General features: G+C 37.8%; 20 protein-coding genes. 6 read left to right on the top strand and 14 right to left on the bottom strand.

Going from position 1 to position 19,608, the window contains the following annotated elements; genetic code table 11:
* Window positions 1-26: 26 nt before the first annotated feature.
* Window positions 27-1,130, bottom strand: coding sequence for an L-dopachrome tautomerase-related protein (locus Q4493_RS06485; protein ID WP_303450505.1), 1,104 nt, complete (start codon window positions 1,128-1,130; stop codon window positions 27-29).
* A gap of 216 nt (window positions 1,131-1,346) precedes the next feature.
* Between Q4493_RS06485 and Q4493_RS06480 the strand changes: the two genes are divergently transcribed.
* The gene (locus tag Q4493_RS06480; protein WP_303450502.1) at window positions 1,347-2,264 is read left to right on the top strand and encodes a LysR family transcriptional regulator; all 918 of its coding nucleotides are present in this window, start codon (window positions 1,347-1,349) and stop codon (window positions 2,262-2,264) included.
* 238 nt (window positions 2,265-2,502) lie between these two features.
* On the opposite strand, the gene Q4493_RS06475 is transcribed toward Q4493_RS06480, so the two are convergent.
* The 3 genes from Q4493_RS06475 to Q4493_RS06465 all read right to left on the bottom strand — a co-directional run bounded on the left by Q4493_RS06475 (window position 2,503) and on the right by Q4493_RS06465 (window position 4,031).
* A complete protein-coding gene (locus tag Q4493_RS06475) occupies window positions 2,503-3,171 on the bottom strand; it encodes a 2OG-Fe(II) oxygenase (RefSeq protein WP_303450499.1) in 669 nt (222 codons plus the stop codon).
* Between the two features lie 108 nt (window positions 3,172-3,279).
* Window positions 3,280-3,660 (bottom strand): VOC family protein, encoded by a 381-nt coding sequence (locus Q4493_RS06470; RefSeq protein WP_303450496.1) that lies wholly within the window; start codon window positions 3,658-3,660, stop codon window positions 3,280-3,282.
* An 80-nt stretch (window positions 3,661-3,740) separates the two neighbouring features.
* Window positions 3,741-4,031 (bottom strand): putative quinol monooxygenase, encoded by a 291-nt coding sequence (locus Q4493_RS06465; RefSeq protein WP_303450494.1) that lies wholly within the window; start codon window positions 4,029-4,031, stop codon window positions 3,741-3,743.
* Window positions 4,032-4,268: 237 nt separating this feature from the next.
* On the opposite strand from Q4493_RS06465, the gene Q4493_RS06460 reads away from it, so the two are divergent.
* Window positions 4,269-4,661, top strand: coding sequence for a putative quinol monooxygenase (locus tag Q4493_RS06460; RefSeq protein WP_303450492.1), 393 nt, complete (start codon window positions 4,269-4,271; stop codon window positions 4,659-4,661).
* A gap of 437 nt (window positions 4,662-5,098) precedes the next feature.
* Here the strand turns inward: Q4493_RS06460 and Q4493_RS06455 are convergent, their stop codons facing one another.
* From Q4493_RS06455 to Q4493_RS06425, 7 genes are all read right to left on the bottom strand, one after another.
* Window positions 5,099-5,890, bottom strand: coding sequence for a transporter substrate-binding domain-containing protein (locus tag Q4493_RS06455; RefSeq protein WP_303450489.1), 792 nt, complete (start codon window positions 5,888-5,890; stop codon window positions 5,099-5,101).
* Window positions 5,891-6,204: 314 nt separating this feature from the next.
* A complete protein-coding gene (locus tag Q4493_RS06450) occupies window positions 6,205-7,383 on the bottom strand; it encodes a site-specific integrase (RefSeq protein ID WP_303450487.1) in 1,179 nt (392 codons plus the stop codon).
* A 209-nt stretch (window positions 7,384-7,592) separates the two neighbouring features.
* Window positions 7,593-8,456, bottom strand: coding sequence for a YicC/YloC family endoribonuclease (locus Q4493_RS06445; protein WP_303450485.1), 864 nt, complete (start codon window positions 8,454-8,456; stop codon window positions 7,593-7,595).
* 111 nt (window positions 8,457-8,567) lie between these two features.
* Window positions 8,568-9,488: a DM13 domain-containing protein gene (locus tag Q4493_RS06440; protein WP_303450482.1), complete on the bottom strand. Its 921-nt coding sequence runs from the start codon at window positions 9,486-9,488 to the stop codon at window positions 8,568-8,570.
* 151 nt (window positions 9,489-9,639) lie between these two features.
* A complete protein-coding gene (locus tag Q4493_RS06435; protein WP_303450480.1) occupies window positions 9,640-11,343 on the bottom strand; it encodes a GMC family oxidoreductase in 1,704 nt (567 codons plus the stop codon).
* A complete protein-coding gene (locus Q4493_RS06430; protein WP_303450478.1) occupies window positions 11,340-12,035 on the bottom strand; it encodes a gluconate 2-dehydrogenase subunit 3 family protein in 696 nt (231 codons plus the stop codon). Before Q4493_RS06430 ends, Q4493_RS06435 begins: the two co-directional genes overlap by 4 nt.
* The gene (locus tag Q4493_RS06425) at window positions 12,032-12,565 is read right to left on the bottom strand and encodes a thioredoxin family protein (RefSeq protein ID WP_303450476.1); all 534 of its coding nucleotides are present in this window, start codon (window positions 12,563-12,565) and stop codon (window positions 12,032-12,034) included. Before Q4493_RS06425 ends, Q4493_RS06430 begins: the two co-directional genes overlap by 4 nt.
* Window positions 12,566-12,846: 281 nt before the next feature.
* Here Q4493_RS06425 and Q4493_RS06420 point away from each other — a divergent pair, with 281 nt between their 5' ends.
* From Q4493_RS06420 to pyrE, 3 genes are all read left to right on the top strand, one after another.
* Window positions 12,847-14,904 (top strand): tetratricopeptide repeat-containing sensor histidine kinase, encoded by a 2,058-nt coding sequence (locus tag Q4493_RS06420; RefSeq protein WP_303450473.1) that lies wholly within the window; start codon window positions 12,847-12,849, stop codon window positions 14,902-14,904.
* A gap of 187 nt (window positions 14,905-15,091) precedes the next feature.
* Window positions 15,092-15,805, top strand: a complete 714-nt coding sequence (rph, locus tag Q4493_RS06415) for a ribonuclease PH (protein ID WP_303450470.1) — start codon at window positions 15,092-15,094, stop codon at window positions 15,803-15,805.
* Window positions 15,806-15,816: 11 nt separating this feature from the next.
* A complete protein-coding gene (gene pyrE / locus Q4493_RS06410) occupies window positions 15,817-16,458 on the top strand; it encodes an orotate phosphoribosyltransferase (protein ID WP_303450467.1) in 642 nt (213 codons plus the stop codon).
* Window positions 16,459-16,592: 134 nt separating this feature from the next.
* On the opposite strand, the gene Q4493_RS06405 is transcribed toward pyrE, so the two are convergent.
* From Q4493_RS06405 to bioH, 3 genes are all read right to left on the bottom strand, one after another.
* Window positions 16,593-17,570: a putative metalloprotease CJM1_0395 family protein gene (locus tag Q4493_RS06405; RefSeq protein WP_303450464.1), complete on the bottom strand. Its 978-nt coding sequence runs from the start codon at window positions 17,568-17,570 to the stop codon at window positions 16,593-16,595.
* A gap of 3 nt (window positions 17,571-17,573) precedes the next feature.
* Window positions 17,574-17,861, bottom strand: a complete 288-nt coding sequence (locus Q4493_RS06400; RefSeq protein ID WP_303450461.1) for a hypothetical protein — start codon at window positions 17,859-17,861, stop codon at window positions 17,574-17,576.
* Window positions 17,862-17,998: 137 nt separating this feature from the next.
* Window positions 17,999-18,778 (bottom strand): pimeloyl-ACP methyl ester esterase BioH, encoded by a 780-nt coding sequence (gene bioH / locus Q4493_RS06395; RefSeq protein WP_303450459.1) that lies wholly within the window; start codon window positions 18,776-18,778, stop codon window positions 17,999-18,001.
* 60 nt (window positions 18,779-18,838) lie between these two features.
* Between bioH and Q4493_RS06390 the strand changes: the two genes are divergently transcribed.
* On the top strand, window positions 18,839-19,585 hold the full coding sequence (locus tag Q4493_RS06390) for a ComF family protein (protein ID WP_303450456.1): 747 nt from the start codon (window positions 18,839-18,841) through the stop codon (window positions 19,583-19,585).
* Window positions 19,586-19,608 lie beyond the last annotated feature (23 nt).

Genomic DNA, 19,608 nt, shown 5'->3' with positions numbered 1-19,608 from the left:
TTAGTGCATCCACTAAACAATATTTACTAAGGTTGGTACTTGAACCTATAAAGTGTGTAAGGGGCCTTGGCATTACCTAACCCTTGACTAAATGCGGGGTGTTGGTGCAACTGATCTTGTGTTACATATATATAGCCGTTGCTCACAGCAAGACTGTCAGGCCATGATAACTTTTTATCTTTGATCAATGTTTGGTATTTGCCTTTAGTTGTCAAACCAATCGCACTATTCTCTAAGTCGGTTGCAAGAATTCCGCCTCCTGGCGCAAATGCAATACCATCGCTTGGATTTTTAGGGCCAAATACTTCAATGCTTTTCTTAAGTTTATTGGAAGAGGTTTTGCTATCCGCAATCAGTGACGTTGGTAGCCTATATATTTTTGTGCCACTAAACGCGCCAAAATATAACCAATTGTTTGCTTCATCAATTGCAATTGGATTTAAACCAAAGCGCAAATTATTGGTTTTACCTTCTTTGGTTTTTGATGCCAATAATGAAGCTTCAATAACAATATCGATATCTTCAGGCATTAATTGTTCAGTATTCTCCAAGACACGTTTGGACTTACCTGTTTTCACATCAACAACAATTATTGCTGGCTTAGTCGCTCCCATAAAATTGCCAAACGTCATATCAGCAATATAAATCTTACCGTGCTTTTCATCGATAGCGAAATCTTGGATAAATGAATTCGGCTGTAAAGCTACTTGATCGATAATAATAGTATTATGAAGTTTGTTTTTCACACTATCCCAGGCGATAAACTGAGCGGGCGTCGTTTCGCTACCCATGTCTAAAATCCACACAATACCATTTGAATCAGTGTGTACACCGATTACAGACGTAAGCCCTACCTTACCGATCTCCGGCCCATCAGCCCAATCAACCGTTGGGAAAGGTTTTTTCGTCCCATTCGCCATCACCTCTACCACTCTATATTTAGGGTTATCCAAAGGATGCATGCTAATAACAATACGGCCGTCTGGCGTAACGGTAATCCCACCACCACGCGTATCGTTAAATTGTGTTACTGCCTCTAATTCACCGACCTCGACCGCCTTAATTGGCGATGATACAATCACTGTCAAACCAACTGCCACAGATAATAAACTTCTCTTAAGTACTTTCATTATATTTCCTCTATTTTTAGCTTTGTGTACAAATGAATCTTTTAGGTTTGCCTTAGTTCTGCATCCTTCAAGTAACATATTTAAGGGTAGTCGTTTAATTAGCAATAAAAAACAGCTTACTATTTGATTCATTATCTAAAAATATTTGAAAAAGTTGTTGATAAACTTTATAACTAATGTCTAATTTTTCTTTTTAGGCAACTTTATTCATTCATTATGTTACTTGAAGATTTAAATATTGTGTTAAGAGTTGCTGAGTTTAAGAGCATCACAGCGGCGGCTGAGAGTATGAATATGCGCACAGCTACAGCCAGTGTGGCTATTAAAAGAGTTGAACGTGAACTGGGTGCAGAGCTTTTTATCAGAACGACTAGGCGACTTAGATTATCTACTGCTGGAGAGAGGTATATTCCTCAGTGTATGGAGGGTTTAAATGCACTCAATATTGCAAAACAAAATGTACGCACTGAAAAAGACGTAATAAGTGGTGAGTTAAGGCTGTCTGTTCCCTCGGATTTAGGCCGAAACATAATACTTCCTTGGTTAGACGAGTTCACAGAAGAGCATCAGGACATAAAGTTAAGCATACATATTGCAGACAGGAATATCGACCTTTACAAAGATTCTGTTGATATAGCAATTCGTTACGGCTCTTTGGTCGATGAGAACCTTTATGGGTTCAAAATTTGTGATGTAAGAAGAGTGTTGTGTGCCGCACCACTATATATAGAACGATACGGTCAACCTAAGATACCTCAAGATATAACGGAACATAACGCACTGTTATATCAATTACATGAATTAGTCGACTCCCATTGGCGTTTTTCACGCAATAATGAAACTTTCAAAGTCAAAGCCGTTAGTAATAGAAAAACCAATGACGCTGATTTGGTAAGGCGTTGGTGTATTGCCGGAAAAGGCCTAGCTAAAAAATCTTGTTTGGACATGTCTAATGACTTGTTAGCTAAAAAGGTAGTTAGGGTTATGAAGGATTATGAGCCAACATCGACAGAGCTTTGGATAGTTTGCCCTAGCAGACAAACTATCACACCAGCTGTAAGGCTATTGCGAGACTTCTTAAAGAAAAAGACGAATGATGTTATTAATAAGCTAACTGAAAATAAAATACTTTAATAGGGTGCGCTACGTATCACCCGCCTTAAGGATTGTCAAAGTAAAAAGAATGTCATTTATATATCTGTAATAAATGAGATTAAATAACTTATTTTATAAATTAACTCCTGAGAAATCTTATTTACAGCCCAAACATCCGTGCGAACTCCAACACCTCCTTTCCCCATACCATAAAAATACGGCTGGGATAGCTGCAACATAAAACCAAATATCAGTTATCATAAGGTCTCCCAAAGTATTAGAGTTCGAAAAGTACATCTGTACGAATGATATATTTCACGCCCTTTGTAACTTGTTCTGACGCGTGTAAACAATGCAACGGATGATTTCCATGTGGAAAGCACAAAACACTACCAGCCGACATTCGAACTGAATTTACTTTAGCATCATGCAGCTTTCTTGTTGGAGCAGGAGAAGAGTTATTGTCGGTTAGAAACTGTGTTGCCCCTCCTTCAAAGTTCTCAGACAGGAGAATAAGGAAGGTCATTTGGCTCCATTGATTTAAATAATGATTATGGATAAGCGTTTCATTCACAACCCTACTGCCTGGCCAAGAACCATCTGTATGAAAATCAAAATAGTCACCGTCCTTATATCGGTAAAAACGAAATCGCGCGTTTATACCCACCGCAGACTTATCATTGAATATCTTTGTATTACTGTTAATAAGTGTCCCTACTCGATCCCAAATAATTTGATCGGTTTCTTCATCAACAACCCAAGTAACATTGTCGTTATGCCGCACATTTCTCGGTAATGAAACCGCTGCGTCTGCTTGGTACTGTAATGATTCAGAAACTTTTATAAACTTTTCTATTTCATCAGTAGAAAATACATTTTCTAAAATAAACGCCCCTGGCACCCCCGACACCTCTTTTCTTTTCACTTCTTGGAATGAACGTGACAATTTAAGGGGGTTCGTATTGCGGTTGGCCCATGTTGGAATTCGGAGGTTTTCAGCTCCAGCTTCATATGCGACTATATAAAAGTCATTTAATAGCGCTTCCATATTATTCTAATGCTCCACCTTAACTTCTATAACCAACCCCTCTGGTGCTTGAACAAAATATTGTTTAAAGCCTAAACTCGCATTTGATATTATTTTGTAAGGAGCCCCCAGTTGATTGATTCGATTCATCAATTCAATAGAATTGTCAGAGAAAAAACTGACATGATCTACAATTGGATTCTCCGAACTGTTTTGATTATGTTTTATTGAATTAAACTGTTTTCCAAATATATGAATGACATCGTCTTTACCCAAATACAAAAAGTATCCATCGAAAGGTAACCCTTCACGATTTCCAACTGATAAACCCAAAAGCGAAACCAGAAAGTCTTTCATTTTTTCCGGGTTTTTAGCAGACAAAGAGATGTGATCGAACTTTACTTTCATAAAGTGTAACTTCCTAAGCTATAACACCGCACTGAACTATTCTCAGTGCGGGTATAGTAAAAAATATGAGCTCTGTCTTATTAACCAATAATTGACATCTCGTTTAACGTAAACTCAGCCACTGCGCCTTCAGTTGCTTTCATATACTCACTCAAATGATTATTTGCCATGTGTTTTTGCCATAATTCACGATTCTCCCAGTTTTCGTAAAACACGAAATGTGCTGGATTTTCATTATCTTGGTGCAGGTCATAATTAATACACCCTTCCTCTGCACGTGTGATTTCTATGAGTTTTAATAACTCAGCCTTTACCAATTCAACTTTGTTTGTATTAGCAATAATATTTGCAACAATTGTTAGCTTAGCCATTTGATTGAACCTTAGATTATTAATTAATGTGTTTGTCTCGATCGACGCACTAAATCTACGCTTGTTGTTGTAACTAAAAAACAGCCATTCATTAGAATTATTATCAAAAATATTTTGAAAGTTAATATACGCCAATGCTGTTTCCAATTAGATTTGATATGGGTAAATTTTGTGTTGTGGTTAGCAGATTGATGACTAGCCATATACAACTATTTAATAATGAAGGAAATGAGATAAATGAATAAAAACAAGAGTCAAGTTATTGGGGTGGTATTCGCCCTTATTAGTATGTTTAGTTTGTACACCTTTGCAGAGCCAGTGAGTAATCAGATTCCAAGTAAGAACTTAGGTTTCTTAGTTACACTAAAAGCTAAGCCAGGAAAAGAGGCTGATGTTGGTCAATTAATTTCAAACGCTATTATTTTGGCAGAAAAGGAAGAGCAAACACTTACTTGGTACGCTTTTCAGATAGATGAGTCAACATTCGGTATTTTTGATACCTTCCATGATGAAGAGGGTAGACAAGTTCACCTTAATGGGGATATCGCTAAGTTATTAATGGCCAATGCGGAAGAATTACTTATGGAGAAACCAACGATAAAGCCTATTGGTATTTTGAGTAATAAGTAGAGTTTGGATATTTTTAGCGCGTTATTAGTATGTCTGAGTAAGGGTTTAGATTTCTTAGAGAGGTATGTCTACTGTTACACTATTTAAAATGTATTAGTTACCAAGGGAAATTGTCGGTCTAGTCGGTCTAATTACCGTGCGACTTTGTGGTAAATAGGATATCAGCCAGTTATTAAACTAGCTAGTTCTTAGTTAAGCAGTTTCAGCTAGTCAGGCCTACTGAGCGCGCATTGCCACAGTATTCATGTTTTCCCTCAACCAGATATAATGAACGCCAGTTGGGCTTAGAAAAACTTTTTGATTTTTTTAACAGAAGTGACACTTGCTGTTGGCTAAGGTGCAGGTTTTCCAATGTCTAAATTTAGATTCACAAATTATAAAAATTAGCTATTAAAAACAAGATACTGATTCTTTGAAACGTGAATTCCAAAGACTAGTTATAGATTCAATACGGAACGAATTTTTTTCCTAAGGCCATTATTCAACATGGCGTCAATGGCGGCGTTTGTTTTTTTTACGCGTTTCTCATTATAGCTAGTTTTAGAATAAATGACTTGCACCGGCACCTTTTCCAATTCCAATATGTCCGAGTACTCGTCTATGTTCGACAGTTTCTCCTCGGGTTTCAGGTTTCTCAGATGTCTTTTGATAGTAGAGTTCGAAACTATTACGCCTTTTACTCGACCAGCATCTAGCATCATTAGCCCCCTGTGATAATTAAGCACCGGTACGCGATAAAACTCAGTGATTTGAGAGTGACAGTTTGTCACGAAACTTGGCTTAAACTCAGTAAAATTAAAGCAATCAGACAATTTTAATCCATTCATAATCGCAATATGAGCTCCGACTAAGTCATGAAGTGAATTTATATCGCTGTCATTCCTAACGATGATCCCAAAATTAAGCTCATAGATGACCGGTCCGGGCACTACATAATCCTCTCTATTATTAGCTCCTCCTGCCAATACAGAAAATTCAGTTTTACCATGTCGTAAATCACTTTCTACGCGAGCATAAGGCTTGATGATTGCTTGGTACATTGTATCAGTTTCTTCGGATAATAACTGAAGAAACTCTGGAACAATACCTTGGGGGTTAGCGGGAGAATGCCCCCAAGGGTACAAGTCTATTACACTTATCGCATTAGAGACTTCTTTAGCAGCGAAAACATTAGGCGAGAAAATCAAATAACAATAAACTAATAGGTTAAAACAATTCATTAATGACATTACAATACCAATAATTTAATTTGAAAAAGGCACAGCTCATAGAAGGTTAAAGGTACTTATTATCAACTTATAAGATTAGCTGATAATAAGTACCTTTTCACATTTAATTTCTTCTGTTAGTGTTTTCTTTGGCAATTTGACCTCATTGTTAATTGGATTTCACCTCGAATAAAGCCCACTTATTGGAGTAAAAATACAAGTGCGACTAGCGGACTGACTTATAGTTTTGTTTAAAGATATTTTAAAATCAGACCTCATTGATAGGAAAAGTGACGTAAGTACCATGTAATAAAGACTATAAATTTAATAAAATGCTAATTTATATAAACGCTTAAACTGATGGTCAGTGCATTTAAGGCTGTCCTCCTCTCATCCAGATAATCATATCGATCATAAATGCCTTCAACTCCTTTTAATTTGTGGTTAAGGCATCTTTCAGCAACGTGACCAGCCACACCAGCTTCAGCTAATAAGCTTCGACAAGTACGGCGAAGATCATGCACCGTAAAATGTTCAACAGGCATTTTTTCTTCACGGAATAACTTTTGAACAGCAGCATTTATGGTGTCTGGGCTGATATGTCCAAAACGTTTGCTTGCTCGTCTATTGGGAAAAACAAACTCTGAGCCGTAAGCCCTAACTTGAAGTTCTTTTAACCATTCAATAACAATAGGTGATAGCGGTACTGATATTCCACGCCCGGTTTTACTTCGTTCTTGTGGAATATGCCAAAGAGCTTCGTTGAAATCAAACTCCTGCCATTTGGCGGCCACCAGTTCGCCTTTTCGTACACCTAAACAAAGAAGTAGTGCAACAGCTAAATAATTTTCACGAGTAAATTGGTTATGGTTTTCACGTAAGCATTTAAACGCTAATGAAAGCTCATCAATTGATAATGCTCTGCTACGGCTTTTTTCAACGCCTCCGGCATCACTTACAGTAAATGCTTCAGCGGGGTTAGAAGTACGTAAATCGAGCTTTATAGCGTGCCTAAATAGCTGTTTACAGTACATCAAACAATCATTGGCTATAGTTGGCCGATTACTTTCAGTTATTTTATTAATAATTGCTCGGATATCACGAGGCGTTACTTGATCAATACCTAGCTCACCAATTGTAGGGGCAATATCTTTGGTATACACCCGCCGTGGTATATTGGGGTGTTTAAGGCGTTTCTCACACTCTTTAAGCCAGTCGCTAGCGAGATCATCAACCGTATTGAATTGTTGCGTTTCATTGCGTTTTTTCTCTGCTATTGGGTCGATGCCATTGCTAACATCAACTTTTATTCGCGCAGCTTCAAATTTTGCGTCAGCCAAAGATAAGTTTGGATACTTCCCAACTGTTACTTCTCGGCGCTTTTTATTGATGGAGTATCGAATAACCCAGTAACCAATGCTGTTGTTAGCAATACGTAGATATAAACCGTTACCTACTGCGTGTCTGCCGTGTTCACCTTGTTTAATCAGAGATTTAACTTGTTTGTCATTCATTTTTCTATATTACTCAGTTAGTTAAGCTTAAAGTGGTGACATAATTTAGAAAAATGGCTAAAAAAAGTGGTGTTTTTAAGTTTATGTCACCATTCATGTCACCACCATTCTGAAACAAAGCGTATAACTAGTAAACAGCCTGAAAAATAAAAACCGCCTAAGTGGCGGTTTTTATTGTTATTTTTCACAGCGTGAAACAGGTTGAAACATCATTCGATATTTTGGATCTGCTCTCTCATTTGCTCAATTAACACTTTTAATTCTACGGCTGAATTTGTGATATCGGCATTGATTGATTTAGAGCCTAAGGTATTCGCTTCACGGTTAAATTCTTGCATCATGAAGTCTAAGCGGCGGCCTTGAGCCCCCCCTTTTTTAAGAATACTTTTGGTTTCTTTTACGTGTGAAAATAACCGATCAATTTCTTCGTCTACATCCATTTTCTGCGCAAGCATAACGAGTTCTTGTTCAACGCGGGTTGATTCAAGTTCAATTTTGGCATCGGTAAATTTGTCGATAATGCGCGTACGCTGCCATTGAATGACTTCTGGCATATGACTTTTTACTTTTTCTGCTTGGTCAACAATGGCGTCTAATCGTTGCTCGATAAGCGCTTTCATGTTTTCGCCTTCGCTTGCTCTAGCGGCGATAAAGTCAGTTAGTGCTTGGTCAAACCCTTTTAAAATGTCGGCTTGAATGCTGTCCATGTCAGCTTCTTCAGCTTCCATCACACCTGGCCAGCGCATTATTTCGATAGGATTTACTTGGCTATTGAGTGTTTGCTCGTTTACCCAACTGGCATGCTCTAATAATTGTGAGGCTAAGTCTTTGTTTAATGAAAGCTTACCTTTGGTAGCAGGGTTGGCATTAAAACGTAAACCACATTCCACTTTGCCGCGATTTAACGCTTTGCGAAAACGTTCTCTTAATACCGGTTCAACACTGCGAAATTGCTCTGGTAATCTAAAGTAAGTTTCTAAAAAGCGTTGATTAACACTTCTTATTTCCCAAACGGCGTTACCCCAATCACCTTTCACTTCTACGCGTGAAAAAGCGGTCATACTATGGATCATAATCTTTCCTATTTTACTTTCTAATGTTTGTTTTATAAGAATGAACGAAAGGATTATGCCTGAGGCTTGGCTATCTATCCACTGATAGCCAAATTGAAAGCGTAATATAATTTATGGAGTGAACTGTAATTGCCCAAAACTCGCGCTAAATTCAACGCACCAAACACTTAATGTATTAAAATCATCTAACGATTTATCATTGGGTAATCGCAAAGTAAACTCTGCATTTTCATATGATGGTCCGTTAATTTCTCTACTTATGGCAAAGGCATTGTCGCTAGTATAATCATGATCTTGGCCCACATAAAAGTTAACTTTAGGGCCCCTTCCATCGTAATAAAATTCGGTGACTTTTATTGTACAGTTATCAATAATCTCTGCTCGTCCTGATACGCCATGCGCTAACGATTCAAAATAACCATATTGCCCAACTGAACTATGAGTGGCATCACAATTCACACTTTCTTGGTTATTTAATTCTGCAAGGGTTTGTTGAAAATGATAAACCGCCATTTCTTCTGAAATTAGTTGTTGGTAAAAACCATCATAATCAGCCAGTAAATTATCTACTTGGGTAGCAAACGCTAAAGAGGAAAAATCAACAGAAACTGTTTCAAATAAGTCATGGGCACTTTGAGTAACTTGAATGCCATTGTCAGCATCTCCATCAAAATCAATGGTTTGTAAAAGTCGTAACGCATTTATCACAGACAAATTATTGATATCAGTAGTTTCAAATATCTCTAACGGGGTAATAATGCTTTGTGAGATAACTTTAGGAAACACTATACCGCCAATTGAAAAGGTAACTTCTTCTTCTGATTGATAAATAAATTGGCCATCAGGATCTGTCATTCCTTCCTGAGTTGTCGTTTGATAACGAAGTCCTTCTACTGAAGAGTCTATAAAAACGCCTGTAAAAGTAGTGGGTGGCTGAACCACTACGGTATTTTGTTCAGGGCTACTTGTACTACCACCGCCGCCGCAAGCCGAAATAAAAACCACTAATAAAATATTAATTACGCATTTCATGTTCATCTTTAACCTTTAACATTTTTTAACTAGTATGGTTTTACTCACGATGAAAGTCTTAACAAAAGTATCACAAATTGATGTTTTTAATGAGCTCAATATATTGCTTAAACTTCGGAGCATTCATTTCAGAAAAAACAACACCTTAAGACTAAGATTGCAGCCTTTGTTTAATATGTTCAGCAACTCGAAAAGCGTTAGCATAAATAGTGAACGTGTAAGGAACGCTGCCACCTGTTGGCATAAATGAACCGTCAGTGACATAAAGATTATTTACTTCGTGCGCTTGACAATATTTATTGAGAACGGACGTTTTAGGATCATTGCCAAAACGACAACCGCCTGCCATTAAATTGGTAGGTGGTGAACTACTAACTGAGGTTGAAATGTTTTTAGCCCCTAGCTGTTTTAATAAAGCAGCGCCTTTTTCAGCTAAATACTCTCCTACTTCAAGGTCATGAGCATGGCTACCAACACGCACTTTAGCAACAGGATCGCCCCATTTATCGGTAACTTCTTCATCTAAAGAAACAAAACAATTATCAGTCGGTAGCCAATCGTTAAATACTTCAAATCGTAGCGTTTTATAGGTTGTAAATTCGTTAAAGATATTTTGTTTGAGTTCTTCTCCCCAAACTAATTCGTTATGCTCATTCCACTGACTACCACCAACGCGAGCAATCGGGTTTTGATGAAACAAAAAGTCAATTGTGCCGCCTTTCGCTTTACCGTTTTTATTGGCACCTTGAAACGTTTTATCATTAATTTGATACCAATCTTGTAATGCGCGATTGATAAAAGGCCCCACTTGTTTTAGCTCTGCTTGTTGTTGTTTAGTCACTTCGTCAAAGAAAAAATCGCCAGAGCCAGTACCACCCGCACTAAAGATAAGGTTTTTACCGACTTGGCCATTATTATTTGCCAGTCCTTGCGGAAAATAGTCACTCTTTGAAGATAGTAATAAACGAGAAGTTTCAATAGCTTGGCAAGCAACTACATATAGTTTAGCCTTTACCTGCTGATTACGTCCTTGGCGATCATAATATTGTACACCTGTCACTTCACCTTGATCATTACTGTTAATATGATGAACTTTAGCATTAGCAATAATAGTTAAATTGCCCGTGGCTACAGCATGATTTAATAATGCCGCTCGACCGCTCCCTTTCGCGCCTGTTGAACAACCGTAACTACTGCAATATCCTGAATATTCACAGCTATTTCTTCCCATTGCTGGTTGTGAAAGTACCGCGCGTGGCACAGGTATCGCATGAAAACCTAACGCCTGCGCCCCTTTATCTATCCAAGTTGAAACGGCGTGTTCAGCAAGTGGAGGATAAGGAAAATCTTGGGTTGAACGTGGTTCTTGATGAGGATGTTTCACCACTTTGCCTGATACACCAACTTCGCTTTCAACTTGGGCATAATAAGGTTCAAGTTCGTCATAGCTTATTGGCCAATCAACAATATTTGCTCCTTCAATTGCCCCGAACGCTGAACGCAGCCGAAAATCTACTGGTTTTAAACGATGAAAATAGCCGCTCATAAAATTAGAAGAGCCGCCTACTACTGTGCCATTCCAAAAGCTCCAACCTGACTCACTCGTTGGTTCTCCATCCCAATATGTTGAACCGTCATCACGTATGTATTCTTCTTCAATGACATGTTGCTCATCAGCTAACTTGGGATTGTATGAATCCCGTAAACTTATCGCTAATTCGTCTTTGTAGAATTCTTTTTCTGTTAACCAAGGGCCTTTTTCTAGCACGAGCACTTTCGCGCCTGCTTTGGCTAAGGTATACGCAACCGGCGAGGCACCCGCACCACTGCCAACAATACAAATATCATAACTCATGCTTTGTTATTCCCTTTGTTTGAATGCGTGGTAAATTTGGCGATGAGTGATTTACTTTCCATCCGTTGCGCTTGCTTACTAACCGTTAAGTTTCCCAAAGGTAATTCATAATATCGCTTTCCTGTTGGCGGTAATGGAAAGCCCGCTTGGTGATTTAGCCATTTCCAACCAATGCCATCAGGATTTCCACCATAGGCTGGTGGCGACAGCATTGCTTCATATAAATTAAGAATCATCATGTTTAGCCAATTTTGGCCGGCTTCAGAGTGACTAATGGCTCGAAGGGTTTGCTCTTTTTCGTCAATATTCAAGGCAATAAAAGACTTGCTGTGTTTCTTTTTTGTAAAGCCATTTAACCACCCGACACCGCGGTAAATAAAGTCTATTTCATCTTCAGCGGTTGGCTGTTTATGAACAAGTTGATAGAGATAAAAAGTCGCTTGAATGTCTTGTGCACTGGGCCCTGTTTTAGACACAGGAAACAAGTGGTTAAATACCGCATCAAGCGTTTGCCACACGGTATCTCTCAAGGCCAATTGATAGGCTTCATTGGTAGGTGTGGCATTAAACGCCATTGCTGGTAACGCTGCAATGGCTGATGCGCCAGCGGCAGACTTTAATACATGGCGACGAGACAGCTTTTTCTTTAACCAAACAGGTGTTCGATAATTTTCATTAAAAAATGAAGTCATTTATTTGTCTTACCTTGGTTAACATTAATATGATTATTGCCAACGTTCCATTGCTCAAGAAAGCTTAACCAAGCTTCTCTAGAATAGTTGCCGTCTGATAAAAGCTCGGCGGTATCTTTAGATAACATCATTTTACCGGTTGCGGTTGAAACATACATATGAGGATAGCCTAATGTTGGCGGCAATGACTTCATAAACGCTTCATTTTCATTTGAGTCGCTAACATTTACTTTTAATAACACATATTCGTTATGAAGCTTTTGATAAATATCGGGATTTTTGTCTAAAAAGGCATCCATTTTATGACACCACGTGCACCAATTACCGCCTATTTCTATTAAGATATTTCGATTGGTTTTGTTCGCTAATTGAATTGCTGCTTTTGCATCCGAAAAAGGGTCACGTTGATCGTCATAAATACGGCTATATTCAGGTAATGCTTCCGGAAAAAGCTCAGCGGAAGATTCAGCATACGCTTTATCAAAAATAAACAGACTACAAATAATTATTACGACTAAAAACTGATTCATTTACTTCTCATTGTTTAAGGGCTGCCAATAGTTTACACCTACCTGACAAGATGACCTTTTGATCGCGAACTATCTTTCAAAATGATCACAATTGCTTTCTGTTTCTCGTTACCTTTTACGCTTGTTCTTATTATCTACACATAAATATACGTCATGAAAATTTGCTAATAATTGATGCTGAAATCATACTGTTGTGCAAAATCAATCCGGATTTATCGAATGTAAAACGATTGCTTTACTTGCAAATCACCCTATAACGCCCTATTCTTTTTAGAAACTTAATGCACTATTTGACTATGCTAAAACTCCTCATTTATACAGGTGTTTTATTAGTGATGTTAACTAAAGTTTGTAATGGAATGCAATCATCATCAACCTTGTCTGATGAAGCTTTTAGTACATTACGAAGTGAAGTACTTGAACTAAGGCAAAAATCACCTCTTGCAGCTATTGAGCAATTGAAGCAAATACTCGCAGAAAAAAAACCTCAACTAACCCTTCGTCAAACTTTACGATTAACCTACGCACAAGCACTCTTTGAAATTACCAGTAATTTAGCTGATGACGCGCATAAAACCTTGCTGATTTGCCGTGAACTTTCCACCCAACTCGGCGAGCCATTACTTGATTATTATTATTTCAGTTATTCAGGTCGACTATTTAATCAATTAGAAATCTATGATTTAGCCTTAGAGAATTATCAAAAAAGTTTTGAGATTGCTTCAAGCATTGAAAATCAATCAATGATCTATCAGGCAAAAAATAATATTGGTTTTATTCTCTTTAATTTAGAAAAATATGATGAAGCTCAGCAAAATTATGAAGATTTTTATCAATACGGCATAAAAGAAAATATGCCAAGCTACCAAGCAACGGCTCTCAATAACTTAGGTGAAATAGCACTGAAACGAAATAAAATTGAGCAAGCATTTGCGCAGTTTACACAGTCATTGAAGATAAGAGAGCAACATGATTATGAACAAAATTCGGCTTGGTCGCATTTCAATTTAGGTAAGGTTTATCGAATTAAACAGCAATTTAATAATGCTATTAATCACCTATCACAAGCGATAGTAATACATGAAAAGTTTACTCATACCATCGAAATGCTTAATGCACAGTTAGAATTAGCCGCTGTCTATCAAGACCAAAATAATCATCAACTCGCTATAACTCTACTCAATAATATTGCCAATAAAGCTTTTCAAGTGCGCCATGATCAAACGTTTTATCTGGCGCAATCAAGTTTAAGGAAAAGCTTTCAAGCACTAAAAAAATATCAACTCGCATTACAAGCCGCCGAGCAGGAATTAATTGTTGAAAAAAACATTTTAGAAAGAAAAGCCAAAATTAGCTTTCAACACTTAATAGCCACTACCGCACTGAAAACTAAAGAGCTTGAGGTATCTAATCTCAGACAAGAAAAAGCCATTGCCATTGCCGAACAAGAACATGCACAGCAACAAACGCAATACTTATTAGTCACTTCTTTTTTGATCATTACCGCAACGCTAATTTTCATTTACTACATTCGTCAAAAAAATCAAAAATTGCATAGCGCATTAAATGATCTTGAAGCCACACAAAGTCAATTAATCGAAGCGGAAAAAGTCTCAGCACTTACCACACTTGTCTCGGGAATGGCTCATCAATTAAATACACCTTTAGGTATTATTGTCACTGCCAATTCAATTCAACAAGAAAAACTCGTTGAGCTAGAAGACTCAATTAAAGAGCAAAGATTATCGATGTCAGATATGAACATGTTTGTTGAGCAAAGCAAAGCCGCTATTACCCTATCTCAAAGTAATACCCAAAAAGCAGATGAAATGATCCGCCGATTCAAACTAATTTCGGCTGAATTAGGTAGTTCCGTTTCAAGTAATTTTACCTTAAAAGCTTTTCTAAACGATAAACTACAATTGTTAGCGAACCAGTCAATCACGCCCATTGATTATTCTGTAAAAGGTGAAGATTGCGACATAGTAAATTACCCAGATGTGCTATTTAAGGTGTTGAATCAACTCGTTATCAATACCATCGATCATAAAGAAGCAAGTACAAATGACGTCAAAATCACCATGACCATTGAAAATTTTGATCAGCACGTAAAAATAGCCTATCAAGATAACGGCCCCGGCATTGCCGCTGATTTAATATCAAAGATATTTGATCCATTTTTTACCACTAAAGGTATGCAAACCCGTTTAGGGTTAGGGCTAAATATTGCCCATAATTCTGTTATTCATCTTATGCAAGGAAAACTCAGCTGTCACTCTTCTAGTGATGGCGCAATGTTTATTATCGAACTACCTAAAAAACTCGCTGAAAAGCCTTAAGAGATATAAAAATTAAACCATTTTTTAAAACCGTTAAACATTAAAAGTATTTAACAGTTTATTTATGCAAAAGCCCATGGGGCTCAGTATAAAAATCTTTGTTCAATCATAGTGAAACTCGCATCTTGAAATGGTTTCGGTATAATAGCGGCAATTTATTTCTCGTCTTTATTATAAGGGTTACACCATGCGTCCAAGCGGCAGAACATTAGGGCAAATTCGTCCAGTTACCATTACTCGTCAATTTACTGCGCACGCAGAAGGTTCAGTGTTAATCGAATTTGGCGATACCAAAGTGATTTGTACTGCCTCAGTTGAAGAAGGTGTTCCTCGTTTTCTCAAAGGTCAAGGTAAAGGTTGGGTCACCGCTGAATATGGCATGTTACCTCGTTCTACCCATACTCGCATGCGACGCGAAGCAGCAAGCGGCAAACAAAGTGGCCGTACATTAGAAATTTCACGTTTAATTGCACGAGCGTTACGCGCTGCAGTTGATTTAAAAGCCTTGGGTGAAAATACTATCAGTGTTGATTGTGACGTTATTCAAGCTGACGGTGGCACCAGAACTGCTTCAATCACAGGTGCTTGTGTCGCGTTAGTTGATGCATTAAATTACATGCGCGCTAAAGACATTATCAAAACAAACCCTTTAAAACATATGATTGCCGCTATTTCAGTAGGTATCTATAAAGGTGAACCAGTTGCTGATTTAGATTACCCAGAAGACTCGGCAGCCGATACCGATATGAATGTTGTGATGACTGACACAGGTAAATTAATTGAAATTCAAGGAACAGCAGAAGAAGAGCCGTTCAGCTTTGATGAAATGCAAGAAATGCTTACTTTGGCTAAACACGCCATTAACGAATTATTCGATCTGCAAAAAACAGCGTTAAATTAATAGGACAAAACATGAAAGCTTATCAACGTGAATTTATTGAATTCGCCTTAAATAAACAAGTATTACGTTTTGGTGAATTCACTTTAAAATCAGGACGCACTAGTCCTTACTTTTTTAATGCAGGTTTGTTTAATACCGGTGGTGATTTAGCGCGTTTAGGTCGTTTTTATGCTTCGGCTTTAATGGACGCAAACATTGATTTTGACCTATTATTTGGGCCTGCTTATAAAGGGATCCCAATTGCCACCACAACAGCTGTAGCATTAGCTGATCATCACAATAAAGATTTACCTTATTGTTTTAACCGTAAAGAAGCGAAAACCCATGGTGAAGGTGGCAGTTTAGTCGGTTCACCCCTTGAAGGTAAAATTATGTTAGTTGATGATGTAATAACTGCGGGTACGGCAATACGTGAGTCTATGGAAATTATTCAGGCACACGGCGCTGAACTTTCAGGTGTGTTAATAGCGCTAGATCGTCAAGAAAAAGGCAAAGGAGAGCTTTCGGCGATACAAGAAGTTGAGCGTGATTTTGGCACGAAAGTCATCTCAATTGTCACATTAACAGACTTGATTGCCTATTTAGAAGAGCAACCTGATATGGCAGACAGTTTAGCAACTATCAAACAATATCAAGAAGACTACGGTATTTAATATTTAGCGCTTATAGCTGTTCTGACAAATTGTTAGTATAAAATACAAAAACCTAAATTCATGTAAGAATTTAGGTTTTTTCGTTTTGTTGCATCAATGATTGAATCTACATGGTGTTGTAAATTGAAGAGCGCTTATGCTGTTAATTCAAATTGATAGCTAGGTTGTTTTTCGTATGCTCTATTAATATTTGAATAAAAATTTTCTATGCGTAAAGCTCTTTGATCAATATCGACAGGACGAGATGGTGCAACCGCCTCTTGTCCTTTTAAAGTTTTTTCCATCGCCTGATCAAATTCATCAGATTCACGATTATGCAAAGCATCTTCTTGATTACTTTCAACACCAGAGAGTTTCGATGGGCCATCCTGATCAGAACGGTTAGTTTCTGAATTTAAACCGGCTAATTCAGATTGAGCCTCAAGAATATTTTTTGTGGCTGAACGAGCAACTCGTAAATCCTGCGCAGAAGGTTGCGCAGGCGCTAACGCTGCTGCATAAACCTTTTGCATTTTACTAATTGTCGCTTGTGGGTCACCTGCAACTATTGATAGGTCAACTGACACTTCGCCGTCAACCACATATTTTTTACCATCAGGGCCTGTTTCATAAGAGTACGATGGAGCGCCAGTTGTTGACCCGCCAACAGCAGCATGAGCCATCTCATGTGCACGCACTTCTTTATCACGATCGGCTAATTCATTAATTATTTTTTGTTCAGCTATTTCTTCACGAGAAGACTCTTGCTTTTCGTAATCAGCATTTTCACTATCGTCTTGGTTTTCAGCCGTTTGACCTTCTTTAATATTGTCAGAAAATGCCTGCTGATGTTTATCTTCTTCGTGTTTAGAGCCATGTTCTTCATCAGAAATAGTTTTATTGGTTAATTCAGCTTGTTTACGAAGGTTTTCAAAGTCTATTTGTTCATTGTTTTGCGCAGGTGTTTTTGCCCGATCACGTTCAGATGCAACACCTTTTTCAGCTGCTGATTGTTGTGCTGCAGCAGGTTTTGTGATGATTTCTCTTTGATTATTTTCACGGCGCAACGCATCCGTGGGCGGATTAACCACCGTAGGGATTGGGGTAGCGGTTGTATGCGGCGTAATATTCATCGTTTAAATACTGACATCCAGTAATGTGCCTAATGCTTCATCGGCTGTTTTAATAACATGTGCAGATGCTTTTGCTTGATGTTCTGCAACTTTCAATTCAACGAGAGATTGATTCAAATTTGGCGTATCGTCTGAAGCGCTTTTTTCATCCGTTACATCATTATCATCGACATGAAATTCTGCCGCATGATCATGGGCAATATGCGCTATATCACTTGCCGCTTGAGTCGCTGATTCAGTGGCTTTTTGAAAACCTTCGACACCAGAATTAAATGCAGATTGAATGTTCATAATATTTCCCCTTAATATCTTTAATAAGTGATGAGCAATGCTCTTTGATTACTTATTGCTACAACGGATATTTAGTGCAAATCAATGTGTTTAATTATTAACCAAATCGGTACAAATGTAAAGTTTTTGCCAACTGACTATTCAGATAAAATTCGGTGTTTAAGCCACGAAGAAAGCGTATCAACAAAATGCTCAAGTTCACTGATAAAAAGGGCGTGAGAAGCTTTTTCAAAAATAACGACATCACTTGCAGGCGCAAGCAATGTTACTTTTTCAATGACGGCTTTAGGTACTAAACCATCAAGTTTGCCATAAATACGTAAAAATGGTTGAGTGATGTGTTTAAGTTGTTGGCGTTGATCTTCTTCTTCTAAAAAGCGTAACGATAAATCTAAAGTGGTTTTATTCGGCATAGGATATTGCATAATCAATTCACGTAACTGCTTTATATCGTTACGTAAATGAGGACTGCCCATGGCTTGTATCTTCAAAAAATTATTGATAGTTTTTTGAGTATCTTCTTCAAGCTGGCGATGAAATAAAGTTAAAACTTCTGGCTTGATACCCGGCCAATTTTCTTGCTCAACAAAACATGGTGTACTCGCAACAGTAACGAGACCGATGACTTTTTTGGGAAATTGACAAGCAAGTTCCGTGGCAATTATGCCACCTAAAGACCAGCCAATCACAATTGCGGGTTCGTCAATAATATCTGCAATATGTTTAGCAATATTAGTTATCGTATATGGCGATATTTGATGATCAACATTGGTTCCAAAACCGGGTAGATCAACAGTAATGACTCGAAATGATTGTTCAAGCAACTTAACACTTGGTTGCCAAACGCCAGAGTTCAACCCCCAGCCATGTATAAACACTAACGGTAATCCAGCGCCACTATTCGTAAATTTCAACATTGTTGCCATACTTATTGAAGATAATTTAAAAAGCGTCAGTGTATAGAAAGTGATAAACAAATGGAATTGGATAACAAGGTTGCTACACAATTATTCTCGCACCTACATGATTACTTAGTTGAGTTTTTAAAACTCACTCGCTACGCATTGGGTGAATGTGAATTATGTAAGGGTGCCAAGTTGATCCATCCTTTGTTATGCCATCATTGCTACGCTGATTTACCCTTATTTACTTATCAACACCTTGGTCATAACTTATTGAATTGGCCAGCCATCGATAAATTATTTCCTAACCGGACTTTCGACCAATTACTTTGTCTTGCCCCCTATGCCGAACCCTTTAATCATTGGTTAAAGCAATTTAAATATCAACAACGTTTTGAATTAGCAGATCTTTTCGCCTTTTTATTAACCGAGCTATTGCGAGAGCAGTATTTTGAAAATAATGATTGCGGAATACTTTCAGTGCCAATTCATCTGAACAAATGGCAGCAGCGGGGGTTTAATCAAGCGCATTTAATCGCTTCAGCTTTTAACAAACGAACTAAATTACCTTATTTAGATTCGGCGTTAGTAAGAAGTAGTTATAGTGAAAGCCAAGTAGGCCAAAGTGGTAAGTTACGAAGGAAATTATTAAAAAATGCCTTTGATATTTCAGAAGAGGTAGACACTTTCCCAAGCAATATCATTTTAATAGATGATGTGATCACCACAGGAAGTACAGTAAACGCATTATGTAAACTACTGAAATTAAAGGGAGTAAAACACATTACCGTATTAACGGTTGCATTTACACTCCCCAAATAAATAGATTTACTATTTTCGACTGT

The sequence above is a fragment of the Colwellia sp. 1_MG-2023 genome (genome assembly GCF_030546755.1).
GTDB lineage: Bacteria > Pseudomonadota > Gammaproteobacteria > Enterobacterales > Alteromonadaceae > Thalassotalea_H.
Note: the sequence above shows the minus strand (reverse complement) of the source record. Positions and strands in the feature narration are given on the sequence as shown.

Coding starts and splice junctions, on each gene's coding strand:
- Q4493_RS06460 (WP_303450492.1), top strand. CDS start 4,269: ATGAATAAAAACAAGAGTCAAGTTATTGGGGTGGTATTCGCCCTTATT.
- Q4493_RS06405 (WP_303450464.1), bottom strand. CDS start 17,570: ATGAATATTACGCCGCATACAACCGCTACCCCAATCCCTACGGTGGTT.
- Q4493_RS06445 (WP_303450485.1), bottom strand. CDS start 8,456: ATGATCCATAGTATGACCGCTTTTTCACGCGTAGAAGTGAAAGGTGAT.
- Q4493_RS06430 (WP_303450478.1), bottom strand. CDS start 12,035: ATGACTTCATTTTTTAATGAAAATTATCGAACACCTGTTTGGTTAAAG.
- Q4493_RS06435 (WP_303450480.1), bottom strand. CDS start 11,343: ATGAGTTATGATATTTGTATTGTTGGCAGTGGTGCGGGTGCCTCGCCG.
- bioH (WP_303450459.1), bottom strand. CDS start 18,778: ATGTTGAAATTTACGAATAGTGGCGCTGGATTACCGTTAGTGTTTATA.
- Q4493_RS06450 (WP_303450487.1), bottom strand. CDS start 7,383: ATGAATGACAAACAAGTTAAATCTCTGATTAAACAAGGTGAACACGGC.
- Q4493_RS06470 (WP_303450496.1), bottom strand. CDS start 3,660: ATGAAAGTAAAGTTCGATCACATCTCTTTGTCTGCTAAAAACCCGGAA.
- Q4493_RS06425 (WP_303450476.1), bottom strand. CDS start 12,565: ATGAATCAGTTTTTAGTCGTAATAATTATTTGTAGTCTGTTTATTTTT.
- Q4493_RS06480 (WP_303450502.1), top strand. CDS start 1,347: ATGTTACTTGAAGATTTAAATATTGTGTTAAGAGTTGCTGAGTTTAAG.
- rph (WP_303450470.1), top strand. CDS start 15,092: ATGCGTCCAAGCGGCAGAACATTAGGGCAAATTCGTCCAGTTACCATT.
- Q4493_RS06465 (WP_303450494.1), bottom strand. CDS start 4,031: ATGGCTAAGCTAACAATTGTTGCAAATATTATTGCTAATACAAACAAA.
- Q4493_RS06455 (WP_303450489.1), bottom strand. CDS start 5,890: ATGTCATTAATGAATTGTTTTAACCTATTAGTTTATTGTTATTTGATT.
- pyrE (WP_303450467.1), top strand. CDS start 15,817: ATGAAAGCTTATCAACGTGAATTTATTGAATTCGCCTTAAATAAACAA.
- Q4493_RS06440 (WP_303450482.1), bottom strand. CDS start 9,488: ATGAAATGCGTAATTAATATTTTATTAGTGGTTTTTATTTCGGCTTGC.
- Q4493_RS06420 (WP_303450473.1), top strand. CDS start 12,847: ATGCACTATTTGACTATGCTAAAACTCCTCATTTATACAGGTGTTTTA.
- Q4493_RS06485 (WP_303450505.1), bottom strand. CDS start 1,130: ATGAAAGTACTTAAGAGAAGTTTATTATCTGTGGCAGTTGGTTTGACA.
- Q4493_RS06390 (WP_303450456.1), top strand. CDS start 18,839: ATGGAATTGGATAACAAGGTTGCTACACAATTATTCTCGCACCTACAT.
- Q4493_RS06400 (WP_303450461.1), bottom strand. CDS start 17,861: ATGAACATTCAATCTGCATTTAATTCTGGTGTCGAAGGTTTTCAAAAA.